12 protein-coding genes, 2 tRNA genes and 1 riboswitch are annotated in these 15,804 nt (G+C 66.6%); of the genes, 6 read left to right on the plus strand and 8 right to left on the minus strand.

What is annotated here, in order from left to right; genetic code table 11:
• Positions 1 to 105: 105 nt before the first annotated feature.
• Positions 106 to 1,338: a phthiocerol/phthiodiolone dimycocerosyl transferase family protein gene (locus NI1_RS35815; protein WP_157535529.1), complete on the plus strand. Its 1,233-nt coding sequence runs from the start codon at positions 106 to 108 to the stop codon at positions 1,336 to 1,338.
• A 54-nt stretch (positions 1,339 to 1,392) separates the two neighbouring features.
• Here NI1_RS35815 and NI1_RS35820 read toward each other — a convergent pair whose 3' ends face one another.
• On the minus strand, positions 1,393 to 2,529 hold the full coding sequence (locus NI1_RS35820; protein WP_067830721.1) for an epoxide hydrolase family protein: 1,137 nt from the start codon (positions 2,527 to 2,529) through the stop codon (positions 1,393 to 1,395).
• Between the two features lie 88 nt (positions 2,530 to 2,617).
• Here NI1_RS35820 and NI1_RS35825 point away from each other — a divergent pair, with 88 nt between their 5' ends.
• Together NI1_RS35825 and NI1_RS35830 are read left to right on the plus strand one after the other, a co-directional pair.
• Entirely contained in the window at positions 2,618 to 3,262 is a 645-nt protein-coding gene (locus NI1_RS35825) for a TetR/AcrR family transcriptional regulator (protein WP_067830593.1), read from the plus strand.
• A 97-nt stretch (positions 3,263 to 3,359) separates the two neighbouring features.
• Positions 3,360 to 3,803 carry a hypothetical protein gene (locus tag NI1_RS35830; RefSeq protein ID WP_245663577.1) on the plus strand — a complete coding sequence of 148 codons (444 nt, stop codon included), beginning with the start codon at positions 3,360 to 3,362 and terminating at the stop codon, positions 3,801 to 3,803.
• 18 nt (positions 3,804 to 3,821) lie between these two features.
• On the opposite strand, the gene NI1_RS35835 is transcribed toward NI1_RS35830, so the two are convergent.
• Together NI1_RS35835 and NI1_RS35840 are read right to left on the minus strand one after the other, a co-directional pair.
• Positions 3,822 to 4,691: an oxygenase MpaB family protein gene (locus tag NI1_RS35835; RefSeq protein ID WP_067830597.1), complete on the minus strand. Its 870-nt coding sequence runs from the start codon at positions 4,689 to 4,691 to the stop codon at positions 3,822 to 3,824.
• A 105-nt stretch (positions 4,692 to 4,796) separates the two neighbouring features.
• Positions 4,797 to 5,231 (minus strand): DUF4189 domain-containing protein, encoded by a 435-nt coding sequence (locus NI1_RS35840; RefSeq protein WP_067830600.1) that lies wholly within the window; start codon positions 5,229 to 5,231, stop codon positions 4,797 to 4,799.
• A 140-nt stretch (positions 5,232 to 5,371) separates the two neighbouring features.
• Between NI1_RS35840 and NI1_RS35845 the strand changes: the two genes are divergently transcribed.
• On the plus strand, positions 5,372 to 6,055 hold the full coding sequence (locus tag NI1_RS35845) for a GAP family protein (protein ID WP_067830602.1): 684 nt from the start codon (positions 5,372 to 5,374) through the stop codon (positions 6,053 to 6,055).
• A 434-nt stretch (positions 6,056 to 6,489) separates the two neighbouring features.
• On the opposite strand, the gene NI1_RS35850 is transcribed toward NI1_RS35845, so the two are convergent.
• Positions 6,490 to 6,565, minus strand: a tRNA-Glu gene (locus NI1_RS35850).
• A 1-nt stretch (position 6,566) separates the two neighbouring features.
• Positions 6,567 to 6,645 (minus strand) — tRNA-Glu (locus NI1_RS35855).
• Positions 6,646 to 6,844: 199 nt separating this feature from the next.
• Here NI1_RS35855 and NI1_RS35860 point away from each other — a divergent pair.
• Entirely contained in the window at positions 6,845 to 7,252 is a 408-nt protein-coding gene (locus NI1_RS35860; RefSeq protein ID WP_067830604.1) for a VOC family protein, read from the plus strand.
• 65 nt (positions 7,253 to 7,317) lie between these two features.
• A complete protein-coding gene (locus tag NI1_RS35865) occupies positions 7,318 to 11,028 on the plus strand; it encodes an arabinosyltransferase domain-containing protein (RefSeq protein ID WP_084524232.1) in 3,711 nt (1,236 codons plus the stop codon).
• Between the two features lie 75 nt (positions 11,029 to 11,103).
• Here the strand turns inward: NI1_RS35865 and NI1_RS35870 are convergent, their stop codons facing one another.
• From NI1_RS35870 to NI1_RS35880, 3 genes are all read right to left on the minus strand, one after another.
• On the minus strand, positions 11,104 to 12,183 hold the full coding sequence (locus NI1_RS35870; RefSeq protein WP_067830606.1) for an alpha/beta hydrolase: 1,080 nt from the start codon (positions 12,181 to 12,183) through the stop codon (positions 11,104 to 11,106).
• Positions 12,184 to 12,468: 285 nt separating this feature from the next.
• Positions 12,469 to 14,139: a phosphomethylpyrimidine synthase ThiC gene (gene thiC / locus NI1_RS35875; RefSeq protein WP_067830608.1), complete on the minus strand. Its 1,671-nt coding sequence runs from the start codon at positions 14,137 to 14,139 to the stop codon at positions 12,469 to 12,471.
• Positions 14,131 to 14,242: riboswitch (TPP riboswitch) on the minus strand. (Overlaps the previous gene by 9 nt.)
• Positions 14,243 to 14,316: 74 nt before the next feature.
• On the minus strand, positions 14,317 to 15,711 hold the full coding sequence (locus NI1_RS35880) for a lipase family protein (protein WP_169815693.1): 1,395 nt from the start codon (positions 15,709 to 15,711) through the stop codon (positions 14,317 to 14,319).
• Positions 15,712 to 15,804 lie beyond the last annotated feature (93 nt).

Raw genomic sequence — 15,804 nt, forward strand, 5'->3', positions numbered from 1 at the left:
TGCGTCCGGCACGGAAGCCGTTCCGGCTGGGCGTTCATTCGCGGCTCAACGGCTGCTCGAGCGGTACTCGCAGGATCGGATCGACATCAGATCCGAGGAGTGAACATGGAATACCGGCTGGGCATCATCGATCAGAGCTTCGTGCAGAAGGAAGTGACCGTCTCGTACGTGGCAATCTGTGCCGGTGCGGTAGACACCGAGCTTTTGCGGCGCGCCTTCAAGCTCATGTGCCGGCGGTTTCCGGCATTGCGCGGAAGCATCGAAACGCGTGATGGCGACGCCTGGCTCGAAATTCCCGAGCGCGGCTGTGGTGATCCGGTGCAGGTCGTACCGGGCACCCTGCCCGACTGGCTGGACGGCCTCCGGTCGATCGATCCCGCCCGGAGCCTGGCACGGCTGGAGATCGCCCGCGACGGCGAGATCACGGCGGTGGCGCTGCGGGTGTCGCACGCCGTCAACGACGCACACATGGGATTCGGACTGCTGGAAGAGTTCTGGCGTGCCGCCGCCACGCTCGGCGCGTGCATTCCGGTCGCCGAGCCGGTCCCGGTGGTTCCGCGCAGCCTCGAGGACGCGCTCGCCGCACGCGGTATCGCGGTTCCGGACGCGCAGCTGCCCGAACTGGCCGGCTTGCACAGCTTCGCGCCGGTGGAGACCCGCGGCAGGCCGGGCTTGCGCCTCGCGGACGAATCCCGAATCCTGCTCTCCGCCGGTGATACCGGCGCTCTGCTACGCCACGCGCGGGCGCAGGGAACGACGCTGCACGCCCTGCTCAGCGCGGCCATTGTGCGCGCCGAACGCGCGATGACCACCGAAACCTTCGGCGCGGCAACCGGAGCCGAACTTCCCATGATCATCGGCCATGCCGTCGATCTGCGTCCGCACCTGACCCCGCCCGCGCGCCCCGCCGACGTGACCAATGGCCTGGGATTCGCGCCCACGGTCGTCATGTGCGGGCTCGACTCCGATCCACACGTGCTCGCCAAGGAGATCAAGGCGCAGATCGTGCACGGTATCGACGGCGGGGGAGCGCTGGCCACGATGTTCGCCGCCGCCCGGCTCGCCGAGACCGATACGCTCGCCGCCACGGTCAACATTGTCACCAATTGGGGTGTGGTGCCGGAGCTGCCCGTCCCGGCGGGTGTGCGCATGGTCGACTTCCGCGGCTTCGCCACCGGCAACTCCAGGCGTGAGATCAGCTATTTCATCTACACGTTCCAAGGCCGGCTGAGTATCGACTTCACCTTCTCGGAAACCTGCCATTCCCGTTCCCGGATCAACGAATTGAGTCGTGCGGTCGCGGCCGAGATCGCGACTCTCCGGGCCGCGGCTGCCTGATCGGCGGGAACACCGAAGGCCCTCCCCGGCGGGGAGGGCCGATTCGGTTCGGGCTCAGCGGTATTCGGCGAAGAAGCGCTGGATGTCGGCGACCAGGACGTCGGTCGCCTCGTGGGCGGCGTAGTGCCCGGCAGCATCGTTCGGCCCGCCCTTGGCGGACGCCACGTCGTAGGCATTCCAGCTCACGATGTTCTTGTGGTCGCGTTCGGCGAAGCGGCGGATCGACTGGAAGTCTCCCTTGAACATCGCCAGGGCGGTCGGCACCGTGGTGGGTTCGGTCAGGTGGTCGGTGGTGTGGGCGTCCTCGTAGTAGAAGCGGATCGAGGAGCCCGCGGTACCGGTCAGCCAATATAGGGCGATATTGCCGATGATGAAGTCGGCGTCCAAGGACTCACCGAAGAGCTGCGAGTTCCAGCCCAGCAGGCCGACCGGGGAATCCGCCAGGGCGAAGGCGAGGGTCTGCGGCTGCTGGCTGTGCAAGTGGTTGAAGGACATCTTGTTCTCGTGGAACCACTTCAGGACCTCCAGCGCCTCGAAGTCCTCGGCGGACATGCCTTCGAACTCGGCCGGATCGCCGGACGGGAACGAGAACAACTGGGTGACATGGACTCCGACGACCTTGTCGGGGGCGATGCGGCCGAGCTCGGGGGAGATCATCGACCCGCCGTCGTTGCCGATCGCGCCGTAACGCTGGTAGCCGAGGCGGTCCATGAGCTGCGCCCAGGCACGGGCGGTGCGGTAGCGGCTCCAGCCGGTGGAGCGGGTCGGGCCGGAGAAACCGAAACCGGGAACCGACGGGATGACCAGATGGAAGGCCGGCTGGTCGGCGGATTCGGGGTTGGTGAGTGGCTCGATGACGTCGAGGTATTCGAGGATGGAACCCGGCCAGCCGTGGGTCAGGATGACCGGTAGTGCGTCCGCCCGCTCGGAGCGGACGTGCAGGAAGTGGATGTCCTCGCCCTCGATTTCGGTGGTGAACTGCGGGTAGCTGTTCAGCTTGGCTTCCAGTGCCCGCCAATCGAATTCGTTCATCCAATACTCGGCGAGCGTGCGCACCCGGTCGTTGGGCACGCCGTAGGAGTCGCCGACGCCGGGGAGCTCGTTCGGGTACAGCGCCCGCTTCAGCCGGTCGCTCAGGTCGTCGAGCTGGGTCTGCGGAACGTCGATGCGGAAGGGGCGGATGGCGTTCATCATTCTCTCCTTGGGTGGAACGGAATGCTTCGTTCTGTTCTAACCATAACGGAACGGATGATTCCGTTCAAGTGGTATTCTCGAACTCATGCCGAAGACATCAGAAACCCCAGCTCAACGGGCTCTCCCCGGACGCAAGGCGCAGGCCGCGCGCAATGACGAGCTCATCCTCACCGCCGCCCGGGACGTCTTCCTGGCCGATCCCAAGGCTCCGATCTCGGCGGTCGCCGAGCGGGCGGGCGTCGGCATCAGTGCCCTCTACCGCCGTTATCCCGGTAAGGAGGACCTGCTCCGCACCCTCTGCTACGACGGGCTCCGGCGCTACAACACCGAGGCCGAAGCCGCCCTCTCGGACCCGGACGGCTGGCAAGCTCTCGTCGGCTTCCTCGAACGCGTAGTGGACGCCGATGTCCATTCGCTCACCACGCACCTGGCCGGCACCTTCACCCCCGACGACTCGTTCCTCCCCGAGGTCCAGCGTTCCAGCGATCTCACCACCGAAATAGTCCGCCGCGCACACGATTCCGGCCGCCTCCGCCCCGAGATCACCGTCCTGGATCTCGGCCTGCTCCTCGAAGCCTGCTCGGCCATCACCCTTCCCGCCGCGGAACGCTCCGCCCAGCTCCGCCGCCGCATCCTCGCCGTCCTCCTCGACGGCCTCGCCACCCCCGGAGATCTTCCCGGCCCGCCTCCCGCCCCCGGTGAATTCGCCTACCGCTGGCAGCGCAACTGACCGTCGAATCATGGTGTGAACAGCCGGAATCCCGTATCAGCGCCGGTATCAGCGCGCTGTCAGCCGGCTGTCAGCCCGGCCCTCGAAAGTAGTTGTCATGACGCGGAGCACCAACGACTCCCCGCCCACCACAACAACTTCCAAGGAGCCCACCATGTCGATCAACCTCACCGCCCAGCAAACCTCCACCCTCCGCACCGCCGCCTACGGCGCCGTCTCCCTGCTGTCCGCCGCCAGCCCCAAGCCCGGCAAGTCCGCCGCCGCCGGCACCGCCGCCCTCTACACCGCCACCGGCCCGATCGGCCACGTCCTGGCCGCCAAGTCCCGCGACATCAAACTCGAAGGCAAAACCGTCGCCCAACTCGCCGACCACGTCCTCCCCGCCCTCACCGAGTCCGTAACCCTGCTCGCCGCCCAGGACAAAACCGAAGCCGACAACTTCCGCGACATCGTCCTCGTCGCAGTCGAAGCCGCCCAAATCCAGCCCACCCCCACCCTCACCGAAATGGCCCGCAAAATCACCGCCGCCCTCAACGCCTGACCATGCTTGGACGATGGGTTACCGGGCGAACCGCCGCGACCGCGTCCGTGCGCCCAGTAACCGAATCGCCCACGAAAAACTCCCCCGATTCACCCGCCCCGGCAAAACCCGGAACCCCACCCGCACCACCCCCGTCGTGAACCGATCCCGCCGCTCATCCCCCCGGCTCCACCTCAACCCGAACCGCTCCCGCACCTCGGGCGGCAACCCGCCCACCACGGCACCCCGCGACCACGGCCGCAACACCCGCCGCAGCGCCCGCGCCACCCCCGCCGGCAACACCGGAATCGCCTCTGGCTCACCGAATTCCGCGATCTCCAACGCCCGCCGAGCCGCCGGCGTCAGCTCCAGCTCCTCGAGGCAAATCCGGGTGAACGCCGCCCGGAACGCGGCGTAATCCTCCGGCACCGGCCGCATACTCACCCCATACCGCCGATACCACTCCACGGTCTCTCGATACAGCCGCTCCCGCCCGGCATCATCCAGTTCCCCTGCCGGGTAATACAACTCGACGGACCGGAAGATCAGCCAAGTGAACGTGGCGTGCGCCCACCAGAACGTACCCGGATCCAGCGCGTGATACCGCTCACCGGAACCCATGACCCCCTTGATATCCCGATGCAGCTCGCGAATACGCACCCCGCGCACCTCATGGTCACCGGCAAAGATGGTCGCCCAAATCTGCGGCACCGACCGATAAATCCGCCCGAACGGATCCCCGAAGAACTCCGACTGCCTCGCCACCGCCGCCCCCAGCGCCGGATACATCAGCTGCAACACCCCGGCCGAAGTCCCCTCCACCACCGACCGCCAGTCCCCCGCGTACCGCCAAAGCAGCGACTCGGGCCCCAGCTCCGGTCGTACCGCCGCGGAATCAGGTTGCGCCATCCCTATTCCTAAGCGAAGCAGCCGTCCTTTTGCTCCACTTCTCCCTCATCTCGGCGGAAAACTGCCGATAGCAGGCGAGAGTTGAGCAAAAGTACGGCCCCGAACTCACGCGTTAGCGGTGCACACCACTTCGCTGACCTCCGCCCCCGACCTGTCGGCGGAGCCGACATTCGCGAGGAAGGCTGGCGGGTAGAACCTGGCCAGGCTGGTGTAGGCGCCGAACAGCGCTGCCGACGAGTTGATGCCCGCGCCACTGGCCACCGCGCCGTCGGTGTAGACGAGAGCACCGCAGCCGTCCGCCCAGTCGACCAGGACGATGCAATCGGACACGCCCTCGTACAGCCCGCAGTTGGCGAGCGCCTCGTCGATCGCGCCTTCCCGGCTCAGCGCATCCACGCTGGTGCCGTAACTCCACTCCTCGGCGCTGAAAGCGATCGCGCCGTGCAGACTTGCCGCATTCGCCGTACCGGCGCCGATCGCCGACCCGGCCGCAAGACCCGCCGCGGCGACCGCGACAACGGCCTTACCCATGAACCTCATCAAGCACTTTCCTCTGTGAACACATGCAGATATGAACTGCCGAATCATGGCGCATCAAGATCAAATTCGCTCGGCCGAGGTGTCGGATCACATTTCCCGCCGACAGCCCATCATTCACCTACCGTATGGTCGGTAGCGTCATGCTCACCTTCCTACTGGCGCTCGCGGGGTTCGCCCTGCTGGATTCTCTGCACGTCCTGAACATCGGGATCACCGCCGGGATCGTCGTCGACAGCCGCTTGAGTCGCCGTTCGCCGGTGCCGGGGGCCGCGAGCTTCATCGCGGGCATCCTCACCGTCACCACGGCCTTCGGAATCTGCACCGTGCTCGGTCTGAGTTTTCTGACGGATCTCGTCGACTTCGAAATCACGCCGGCGGTTCGCTACCGGGGTGAACTCGTGGTCGGCGCGGTGCTGCTTCTACTCGGTGGCGTCCGCCTGCCGAAGGGGGCGGGAGGCACACTGCCGCCCTGGGCGATCGAAGCACGAAGACGCCCCGCGCTGCTGGGGATGATAGGGGCGGGGGTGGGTCTCGGCCAGGCGCCGACCGCGGTTCCGTATCTGGCCGCGCTGGCAATGCTTTCGGTCCGCGAACCGAGACCGGCGGTATGGCCGGTGATCGTCTTCGCCTACTGCCTCATCGCGGTCCTGCCGCCGATCCTGGTGCTGTACACCGCAACCCGCACCTCCCGCCGCGCCCAGCGCTTTTACCGCTCTTTCGTTCGCGCCCTGAACCGTTTCGGACCGCTGTCGGTCCGCATCCTCTTTCTGATCTTCGGCGCGGTCCTCGTCATCGACGCCCTCCGCAATTACGCCTCGCTGTAGCGAGTTTCGATGCGTTTCCTGCGGCCCGAATATTGGTCAATTGTCCATTTTTCTCACCGAGACGGCTGGATTCCAGGGAAAATGTCATAGAAATCTCTACCCCGATGCTCTTGTGTACCGGCGGCTCGAATGATCTACCGAGGTAGTCGCGTCGAGCCGAGTTCGGCTGTGACACAACGGCCCATTTTCAATTGATGGCTATATTGTGGCAAATATTGATTGGTGGCATAGTCAACCAACGAGGCGGGTTGAGCCCCCGCCTCACTCGGAAAGGCGTGTCGCCGAACGGAATTTGCCCAATTCCCTGCGTTCGGCGACACGCTCTGAGAGTCGTACCAGCGCAATAGCAAACATCCGGCATCGGTTCTGTGCACATTGTATGCCCCCGCCGGTCGGCACTGCTGTGATCCGCGAAATCCGGTCTCTCACAGCGATGGTGACCTCGACGGGAATCGAACCCGCGAAATCCTGATCGAGAGTCAGGGTGCCTAGCCAACTCAGCACGAGGTCGTGGTGACGCAGATCGGAATTGAACCGACGAGATTCTGGGTGAAAGCCAGAACGCCCATATCCATCAGAGCAACTGCGCCATGCGGGCGGGGGTTACTTGGAGAGCGTCGAAAACCGTTCGGAGGGAAGGGGTTCGACGGCGCAGCGGGTGCGTTCGGATGCGGTGTTCGAACTGCCGGTCATCGCCGTCTCCTTCCTTGTCGGTGGTGTCTGGAACGATAACAGGGCGTCTTGGGTGGGGGTATCGATTTATTCGGGGGCCTAGCGGAAGGGCGGCTCATGAAGTGGACGCTCGAGGTTGTCATCGTGCCGGTGTCGGATGTGGATCGGGCCAAGCACTTCTACAGTGAGCAGCTCGGATTCGAGGTGGACTTCGATATCAGCCCGGGGGAGGGCAAGCGGCTGGTACAGCTGACGCCGCCCGGGTCGGGGTGTTCGATCGTCATCGGGGAGGGGGCGGTGCCGAAGATGGAGCCGGGGTATTTGAAGGGATTGCAGCTGGTGGTTCCGGATATCCGGCAGGCGCGCGCCGAGCTGGTGGAGCGCGGGGTGACGGTGAGTGAGGTGCAGGTGCTGGGGGAAAGCAGCTCGCAGACACCGCATCCGCTCGATAATGTGGGGTTCGTCTTCTTCGACGATCCGGACGGCAACAGCTGGGCTGTCCAGCAGATCTCCGCACGGGCGTAGCTGCTCACGAGTGGGGATGGCTAGCATCGTCGTTCGTGCGTGTGTTTGGTGGGGGATCTTTGCGAATGCGTTTGCTTGCCGTCGTCTCGGGATTACTGGGCTTGTTGCTGGCCGTGCTGGTGCCGTTGTTGCCGGTGCGACAGGATCGGGCGAGCCTGGATTGGCCGCAGGCGCAGTCGTTGCAGGTGACCGCGCCGCTGGTCGACTATGTGCCGCTGAGCGTGGATGTGAGCGTGCCGTGCACGACCATTCGCGGATTGCAGAGCGGGACGGTGCTGTCCACCATTCCCGTGTCCGCGCCGGGGGCGCAGGCGAAGGGGCTGCTGGTCAAGGTCGAGGATGTGGCGGGGGCCGGGCGCACGCTTTCGGTGCTGGTGCGCAATATTCCATTGCTGACCGTGCCGGTCAGCGAACTCGCCGGTGCGGGAACGATTTCCGACGGAGCGGGGTCCGGTTCGGGTGGAGCACCGAATTCGGGTGCGGGGACACAGCCGGGTGCGGCGAACGGGGCGGACACCGGGGTGCAGGCCGTTCCGGGGACCGGAGCCAGCACCGGTCGGCCGTCCGGGCCGCCCGCAGGTAGTGGACCGCCGCCTGGGACGCCGCCGCCGGGCAGCACTCCGCCGCCCGGCAGTACGCCGCCGCCGGGAAGCACCCCGCCGCCTGGCAGTACACCGCCACCCGGCAGCACCCCACCCTCCGGCGCGATCCCGCCCGGCAGTGTTCCGCCGTCCGGTGCCGCACCTTCGGGCGTGACCGCACCACCGAGCACGACCGCTGCCCCGGGAACCCAGCCGGGTGCCGGTGGCACCAAGAGCGACAACGGCTGCGGCCTGACCCTGCACTCCGGCTACGCGTCGACCACCGCCGAATTGACCGGTGTCACAAAGAAAGACGGTTCCGCGTATCGCGGTGCGGTCGACCGTGACATCCGTCCGCAGATCGTCGGCGTCTACACCGATATCGAACAGACGAGGCTGGGCGACATCCGCTTGCACGCCGATGTCGATTCCCGCTTCTCCTCCAGCCCGAGCGCGTGGAAACTCGCGGCGATCATCGGCGCGGTCCTGTTCACCCTGCTGTCGCTGATCTGCCTCTACTTCGTCGATGCCACCGACGGCCGCCGCACCCGCCGCTTCCTGCCTGCCCGCTGGTGGCGCGTGACGCCGGCCGATGCCGTGGTCGCCGGCACCCTGCTGGTGTGGCATGTCATCGGCGCCAACACCTCCGACGACGGCTACATCCTCACCATGGCCCGCGCCTCGCGGGAAGCCGGCTACACCGCCAACTACTACCGCTGGTTCGGTGTCGCGGAAGCCCCGGTCGGCTGGCCGTACGAGGTCCTGGCGCAGATGACCCGGGTCAGCGACGCCAGCCTGTGGATGCGATTGCCCGCCCTGCTCACCGGCATCCTCTGCTGGTGGGTGATCAGCCGGGAAGTGCTGCCGCGCTTGGGCGCTCGCGTACGCGGCAGCGCCGCGGCGCGCTGGACCGCCGGGCTGGTGTTCCTGGCTTTCTGGCTGCCCTACAACAACGGCCTGCGCCCCGAACCGCTGATCGCGCTGGGAGCCTTGCTGACCTGGTGCTCCATCGAACGCGCCATCGCCACGCGCCGCCTGCTGCCCGCAGCGGTGGCGATCCTGATCGCGGCCTTCTCGCTGGGCGCGGGCCCGTCCGGATTGATCTGCCTGGCAGCGCTTTTCGCGGGCGCGCGCCAGATCTTCCAGATCCTCGTCACCCGCGTGCGCGCCGACACCGGCGCGTCCGGCGACGCCCCGGGGACGCTGCTCGGCTACGCGTCCCGCCTCGCCCCGATGCTCGCCGCGGGCGCGCTGGTGCTGGTGGTGACCTTCGCCGACCACGGCCTGGCCGCGATCCGCGAATCCGCTCGGGTGCGAACGGCCGTGGGGCCCGACAAGTCCTGGTACGAGGAGTACACCCGCTGGCAGACCCTGCTGTCGTTGAACCCGGACGGCTCGCTCGCCCGGCGTTTCGGCGTCCTCGCGATGGTGCTGTGCCTGGGTGTCTGTGTACTCGTCGCCCTGCGCAAGGGCGGCCGCATCCCCGATACCGCCCGGGGCCCGGTAGCGCGCGTGCTCGCGATCGTCTTCATGTCGATGCTGCTGATGATGTTCACCCCGACCAAGTGGACCCATCACTTCGGCGTCTACGCGGGGCTGGCCGCCGCGCTCGCGGCCGTGACAACGGTCGTACTGGGCCGCAACGGTATTCGAACCCGCCACTACCGCTCGCTCTTCGCCGCGGCGGTGCTGTTCATCCTCGCGATCTGCTTCACCGGCTCCAACGGCTGGTGGTATGTCTCCGGCTACGGCGTGAGCTGGCCGAAGGATGCGCCCCGGGTAGCGGGCGTGGACATCGCCACGCTGCTGCTCGCCGGAGTCGTGCTGTGCCTGCTCGCCGCAGCCTGGCAGTACTTCCGTGAGCCGTACCGAACCGGCGAAAACGCTACGGGCGCACGCCCGTTCGGCGGCATCGTGATCCGTCCCCTGACCGTGGCGGCGGCCGCGCTGGTGCTGTTCGAGGTGATCACCTTCGCCACGGCCGCATACGCGCAATACCCGGCCTACTCGGTCGCGCTGTCGAACCTCCGCTCACTCCAGGGCAACTCGTGTGCGCTCGCCGACGAGGTCCTGGTGGAGCGCAACTCGGCCGATTCACTGCTCACCCCCTACACCGGCACGGCCGCCGACGGCCTCGCCGCCGAAAACACCGGCTTCACCCCCAACGGCGTAGGCGACCTCAAGCCCGACGGCCCCAGCGGCCAGAACGCCCCAGACTCCGGCAGCGGTGGCGGAGCGCCTGATTCAGGCGCGGGCCCGGGCGGCGGCGATGGCCCCGGTGGCCCTGGCGGGCCCGCTGGCCAGGGCGGCTCCGGTCCGGGCGGTCCGAACGGTGCCCCCGGCGGCGGTTCCTCCGAGCCCGGGATCAACGGCAGCACCGTGATGCTCCCGTTCGGGCTGGAGGCGTCGCGCACGCCGGTGCTCGGCAGTTACGCGAGCGGTGGTCAGCAGGCCGCATCGCATCTCGCCACACAGTGGTACAAGCTGGATCTGACTGCGGCGCAGCGGGATTCCGCGTATCGGGTGCTGGTGCTGACGGTGGCCGGGCGGATCGGTGCCGGGGAGAACGGTCAAGCGCCGGGCGCTCGCCTGCGCCTGGAGTTCGCGCAGCGCGCCGACGACGGCAGCGTGCGGCAGCTCGGGGAGCTGACTCCGCCGAGTGTGGGCGGCGCACCGACCTGGCGCAATCTCCCGGTGGCGCTGGATCGAATCCCCGCGCAGACCAACGCGATTCGATTGGTCGCCGACACCGACGCCGGCGATCCGACCGGTAAACAGTGGATCGCCGTCACGCCCCCGCGCCTGCCCCGGCTGGGCACCCTGAACGCGGTCGTCGGCGCGAAGGACCCGGTTATCACCGATTTCCATGTGGGACTGGCTTTCCCGTGCCAGCACGCCTTCGACACCCGCGATGGTGTGGTGGTCCAGCTGCCGAAGTGGCGGATCCTCCCCGACAAGCTGAATGCCGCGGTCTCGCAGACCTGGGAGGGCGACACCGGCGGTGGCCCGCTGGGCTGGGCCAACTTGCTGGTCCGCTCCCGCACCCTCCCGACCTACCTGAACAACGACTGGACCCGCGACTGGGGCGAGCTGCAAGTGCTCATCCCGTACGTGTACACCTCACCCGCGAATATCGGCGTACAGGTCGAAAACTGTTGGGGCTGGGAGAAAGACGCACCGATCAAGACCAAGTGACCTGAACGAAAAGATCCGCCGCCTCCATAAGGAAGCGGCGGATCTTCGCTCTATTCGCTTGTCGCGGTCACCGCATCAGTTCTGCGGAGCCCCGCCGGGCGCACCCTGCCCACCCGGCTGACCGTCCGCGGGCGGCGGCGGCTGCGCACCGGCCGGCAGCGGCTTGCCGATGTACTTGGCGATATCGGGCATCACCCGGTTCGCCATCTGCTCCCAGGTACCCCAGTTGTGGATGCCGTACTCGGGGAAATCGTAGGTGACCTTGTCGTATCCGAGCCCGTTCAGCTTGCTCTGGAACGCCTTGGTATTCGCCAGCGCGATCCCTTCCAACGGCATGCCGAGGGTGATGGCGTCCGTCGAGGTCAGGTCCTGGCTGGCCGGAATCGCACTGCCGTTGCCGATGTACAGCTGCGTCCCGTTGGCGATCAACTGCGGCATGAACTGGTAGGGGTCCATGCGATTCCACTTCTCGCTACCGGCCGCCGTCATGCAGTCGATGTTGTACCCGCCGGCCGCGAACATGGCCAGCCGCAACGCTTCTCGCATGCCCGGCGCCGACATGTACAGGTACCCCGAGAGCGATCCCGCGTACACGAACTGGTCCGGGTGGTACGCCGCCATCATCAACGCCGCACCGCCGCCCATCGACAGGCCGACGACGCCGTTGCGAGAGTCGCTGAACCCCAGCTTGTTTCGCAGCGCGTTCTTCAGATCCTTGGTGAGGTAGCTCTCCCACGCATAGGTGTTCGTCTTACCCATCGTCTCGGAGAATCCGTCGATGGCCGACCCGGAGGGCAGTCCGGTGGCCTCGAGGTTGTATCCGGCGAAGCTGCTGGGTGCGTCCCAGTCCACGTAGAAGCTGGACATACCGCCGACCGGCATCACCACATTGATATTGAACTTGGTGAGTGCCGCCGGAATGGAGGTGTGCAGTTCCCACCCGTTGAGCGAACTCTCGGCCCGCTCCCCGTCCAACAGGTAGACGACCCGGTCGGTATTGCCGTCGGCCGCGCGGAAGATGCGGTTCTTGACCGACCCCATGCTGGAATCGACGAAGAAGTCGAACCCGGCCGAGTCGTACTCCGCCGCGGCGGGCCCCGCCACTACCGCCGACGCCCCGAACGGCAGCAGCGCGGCGACAACGGTTCCCACCACTGTGCGCTTGAGCCATCCTCCCCGGGATCTGTGACGGCGCTCCTGCGCCCTTCGCACAGCCATGCCTCGCATATTTGGTTTTGGCCTTTCCCTTTGTGCGCGACCGCACCGGGCCGCTTCCCCTCGATATCGCCGCCCATGATCAAGGCGCGACAGTGCCGTCGCAGCATATCGCGCCCCACAAGCCGGGTCTCATCGAATCAGCGATAGCTGTTGGGTATCAATGGGGTTGGCGGATCGCCGCCGCGGCAGGTCGCCGCACGGGCGACCTGCCGCCGGCGCGGATCAGGAAACGACCGGCAGGTACACCTGGTTGCCGGTGGAGGCGAACTCGGCCGACTTCTCGGCCATGCCCGCTTCGATCGCCGCCACATCGGTGAGGCCCTGCTTCTCCGCGTACTCGCGCACATCGGCGGAGATGCGCATGGAGCAGAACTTCGGGCCGCACATGGAGCAGAAGTGGGCGGTCTTGGCGGGTTCCGCGGGCAGGGTTTCGTCGTGGTATTCGCGGGCGGTATCCGGGTCGAGGGAGAGCGCGAACTGGTCCTTCCAGCGGAATTCGAAGCGCGCCTTGGACAATTCGTTATCGCGTTCCTGGGCGCGGGGGTGCTGCTTGGCCAGGTCGGCGGAGTGGGCGGCGATCTTGTAGGTGATGACGCCGACCTTCACGTCGTCCCGGTTGGGCAGGCCCAGGTGCTCCTTGGGAGTGACGTAGCAGAGCATCGCGGTGCCCGCCTGCGCGATGATGGCCGCGCCGATCGCCGAGGTGATGTGGTCGTAGGCGGGCGCGATATCGGTGGCGAGCGGGCCGAGGGTGTAGAAGGGAGCCTCCTCGCAGAGCTCCTCCTCCAGCCGCACGTTCTCCACGATCTTGTGCATGGGCACGTGGCCCGGGCCCTCGATCATCACCTGCACGCCATAGGATTTCGCGATTTTGGTCAGCTCGCCCAGCGTGGTGAGTTCGGCGAACTGCGCCTCGTCATTGGCGTCCGCGATGGAACCCGGGCGCAGGCCGTCACCCAGGGAGAAGGTGATGTCGTACTTGGCCAGGATCTCGCACAGCTCACGGAAGTTGGTGTACAGGAACGACTCCGTGTGATGCGCCAGGCACCACGCCGCCATGATCGAACCGCCGCGCGAGACGATGCCGGTGACGCGCTTGGCGGTCAGCGGGATGTAGCGCAGCAGCACGCCGGCGTGCACCGTCATGTAGTCGACGCCCTGCTCGGCCTGCTCGATCACGGTGTCGCGGTAGATCTCCCAGGTGAGCTTGGTGGGATCGCCGTTGACCTTCTCGAGGGCCTGGTACATCGGGACGGTGCCGACCGGGACCGGGGAGTTGCGCAGGATCCACTCGCGGGTCTCGTGAATGTTCTTGCCGGTGGACAGGTCCATGATGGTGTCGGCGCCCCAGCGGGTGGCCCACACCATCTTCTCCACCTCCTCGGCGATGGAGGAGGAGACGGCGGAGTTGCCGATATTCGCGTTGATCTTCACCGCGAACTTCTTGCCGATGATCATCGGCTCGGACTCCGGATGCTTGTGATTGGCCGGAATGACGGCGCGGCCCGCGGCGACCTCGTCGCGCACCAGCTCGGCGTCGACGCCCTCGCGCGCGGCGATGAAGCGCATCTCGGGGGTGATGATGCCCTGCCGCGCCCAGGCCAGCTGCGTCGGCGGGCCGTCGACCTGCGGCTTGGTCCAGGAATCGCGCAGCTTCGGGAGGCCGGCTTCCAGGTCGATGGTGGCGGTGTCGTCGGTGTACGGACCCGAGGTGTCGTACACGTCGAAGTGATCGCCATTGGTGAGGTTGATGCGCCGCACCGGGATTCGCAGGGTCGTGCCGTCGGCCTCGACCTGCTCGTAGTGCTTGACGCTGCCTTCGATGGGACCCGTTGTCACCGTGTCGACAGGAGCGGTCGAACCGTTCTTGGACACGACAGAATCAGATGACATGTGAATCCTCCCTACGCCGGCATTACCCGGTCAGGTTCATACGGTCGACGGCCCACTAGCCGTCCTCTCAGCCCGCTGGTGCGAGCCCCCGTTGGAGCGAATTGGTTTTCGCCCCGACCATACCCAACCGGGTTGCCGCGCCGGAATCGAATCCACAGGCATATACGATTCGCGGGCTTACCGCTCCCGCGGGCCGATGGGCCAGCCGAGGGCGCCGAAGGCGGCGTTGAGTTCGATTTCGGTCATGGTCGCCAGGGCTTCGATGCTGCCGAACATGGTGATGACGTTGTCGGTGCGGCAGCCGGCGGGGTCGGCCGCGCCGGGGGCGAGGCGGGTTTTGATCCAGTTGAAGGCGTCTGCCATGCCGAGGGTGGTCAGGGTGAGGTGTTCGCTGAGGTGGTCGCGTTTGTAGTAGACGGAGGTTCCGCCGTCGCACCATTGCTGGACCATCCGGTCGTTGGTGTACCACGGGACGGCTTCGTCGAAAACGCCTTGGTAGACCATGGTGGGGGCGGTGGGCGGATTGCTGCCCAGCACAGTCGAATCGAAGACTTCCTTGATCTCCGGGAGGGCCAGGTAGTCGGCGATCGGGATGGTCATCATGCGCTGGTAGTCGGTGAACATCAGGTTCAGGACATTGCGCACCAGGCATTGGCTGGCGGTGCGATCCATGATCGCGCGGCCCTCGGCGGTCAGGTAGCGGTCGGTGGTCTCGGCGAACTTCGGGTAGGCGTTGCGGAGCGAGGCGATGCCGACGCCGATCAGGCTCGCGAACATCGAACCGTTCACGTGCAGTAGCGATTCCACGTCCGAGACGGGCGCGCCCAGGGCGATGCCCTTCACGTTCAGCTCGGGCGCGTAGGTCGGCTGCATCTCCGCCGCCCATCCGCTGCCCATACCGCCGCCGGAGTAACCCCACAGTGCGACAGGGGTATTCGCGCCGTCCAGACCGAGCGGCTGGAAGGACTCGGCCGCCCGCACGCTGTCCAGAATCATGTAGCCGGGTTCCTTGGCCACCGCGAGATGTCCGTAAAGCCCTTCGTAGTCAGGCACATTGATGGCGTAACCCTGGCTGAGCGAGGCCGCCAGCTCCAGATACTCCACGGTGGAGTGGATGCCTTCCAGCGCCGGCAGCCCGCCACCCTGCTGGAGGATGTACGACGGCGCGCAATTCGGCGAGGTGCTGTCGTAGAAGAACTGATGCGACACCAGCGGCCGGCTGTGCGAGGTATCGGCCCCCTGCGGAACCGCCACCGTGGTCGCCGCCACCGTCGGCTGCCCGAACAGATCCGTTGTGCGATAGAGCAATTGCCACGACCGGACGTTCACCGGCAGTACGGTCAGAACCGCGAGCTGGACCTCCCGTGATCGCAGAATCGTGCCCGGCGCGGAGGACTCGAAGCCCTCCGGCGCTTGATAGAACGCATCCACATTCAGCGGTTGTGGCGCCGCCCCCGCGGGCGCCGCGGTGCTCCCCACCAGCACCGCACCGGCTGCCGTCAATGCCGTGGCGAGCGCGGCCGCGGTAAACCGCCGCCACCCTCGCCTTCGGCGATCCCCATTGATTGCCACGTCTGTTCCCTTCCTCATCGACGTGAGAGCGATTACAACACGGCACCGGGTTGCCAACAAGATGTCTTTCTGAAATGTGCTTGGCTATCGTCT

This window comes from Nocardia inohanensis NBRC 100128 (assembly GCF_001612945.1).
Taxonomy (GTDB): Bacteria; Actinomycetota; Actinomycetes; order Mycobacteriales; family Mycobacteriaceae; genus Nocardia; species Nocardia inohanensis.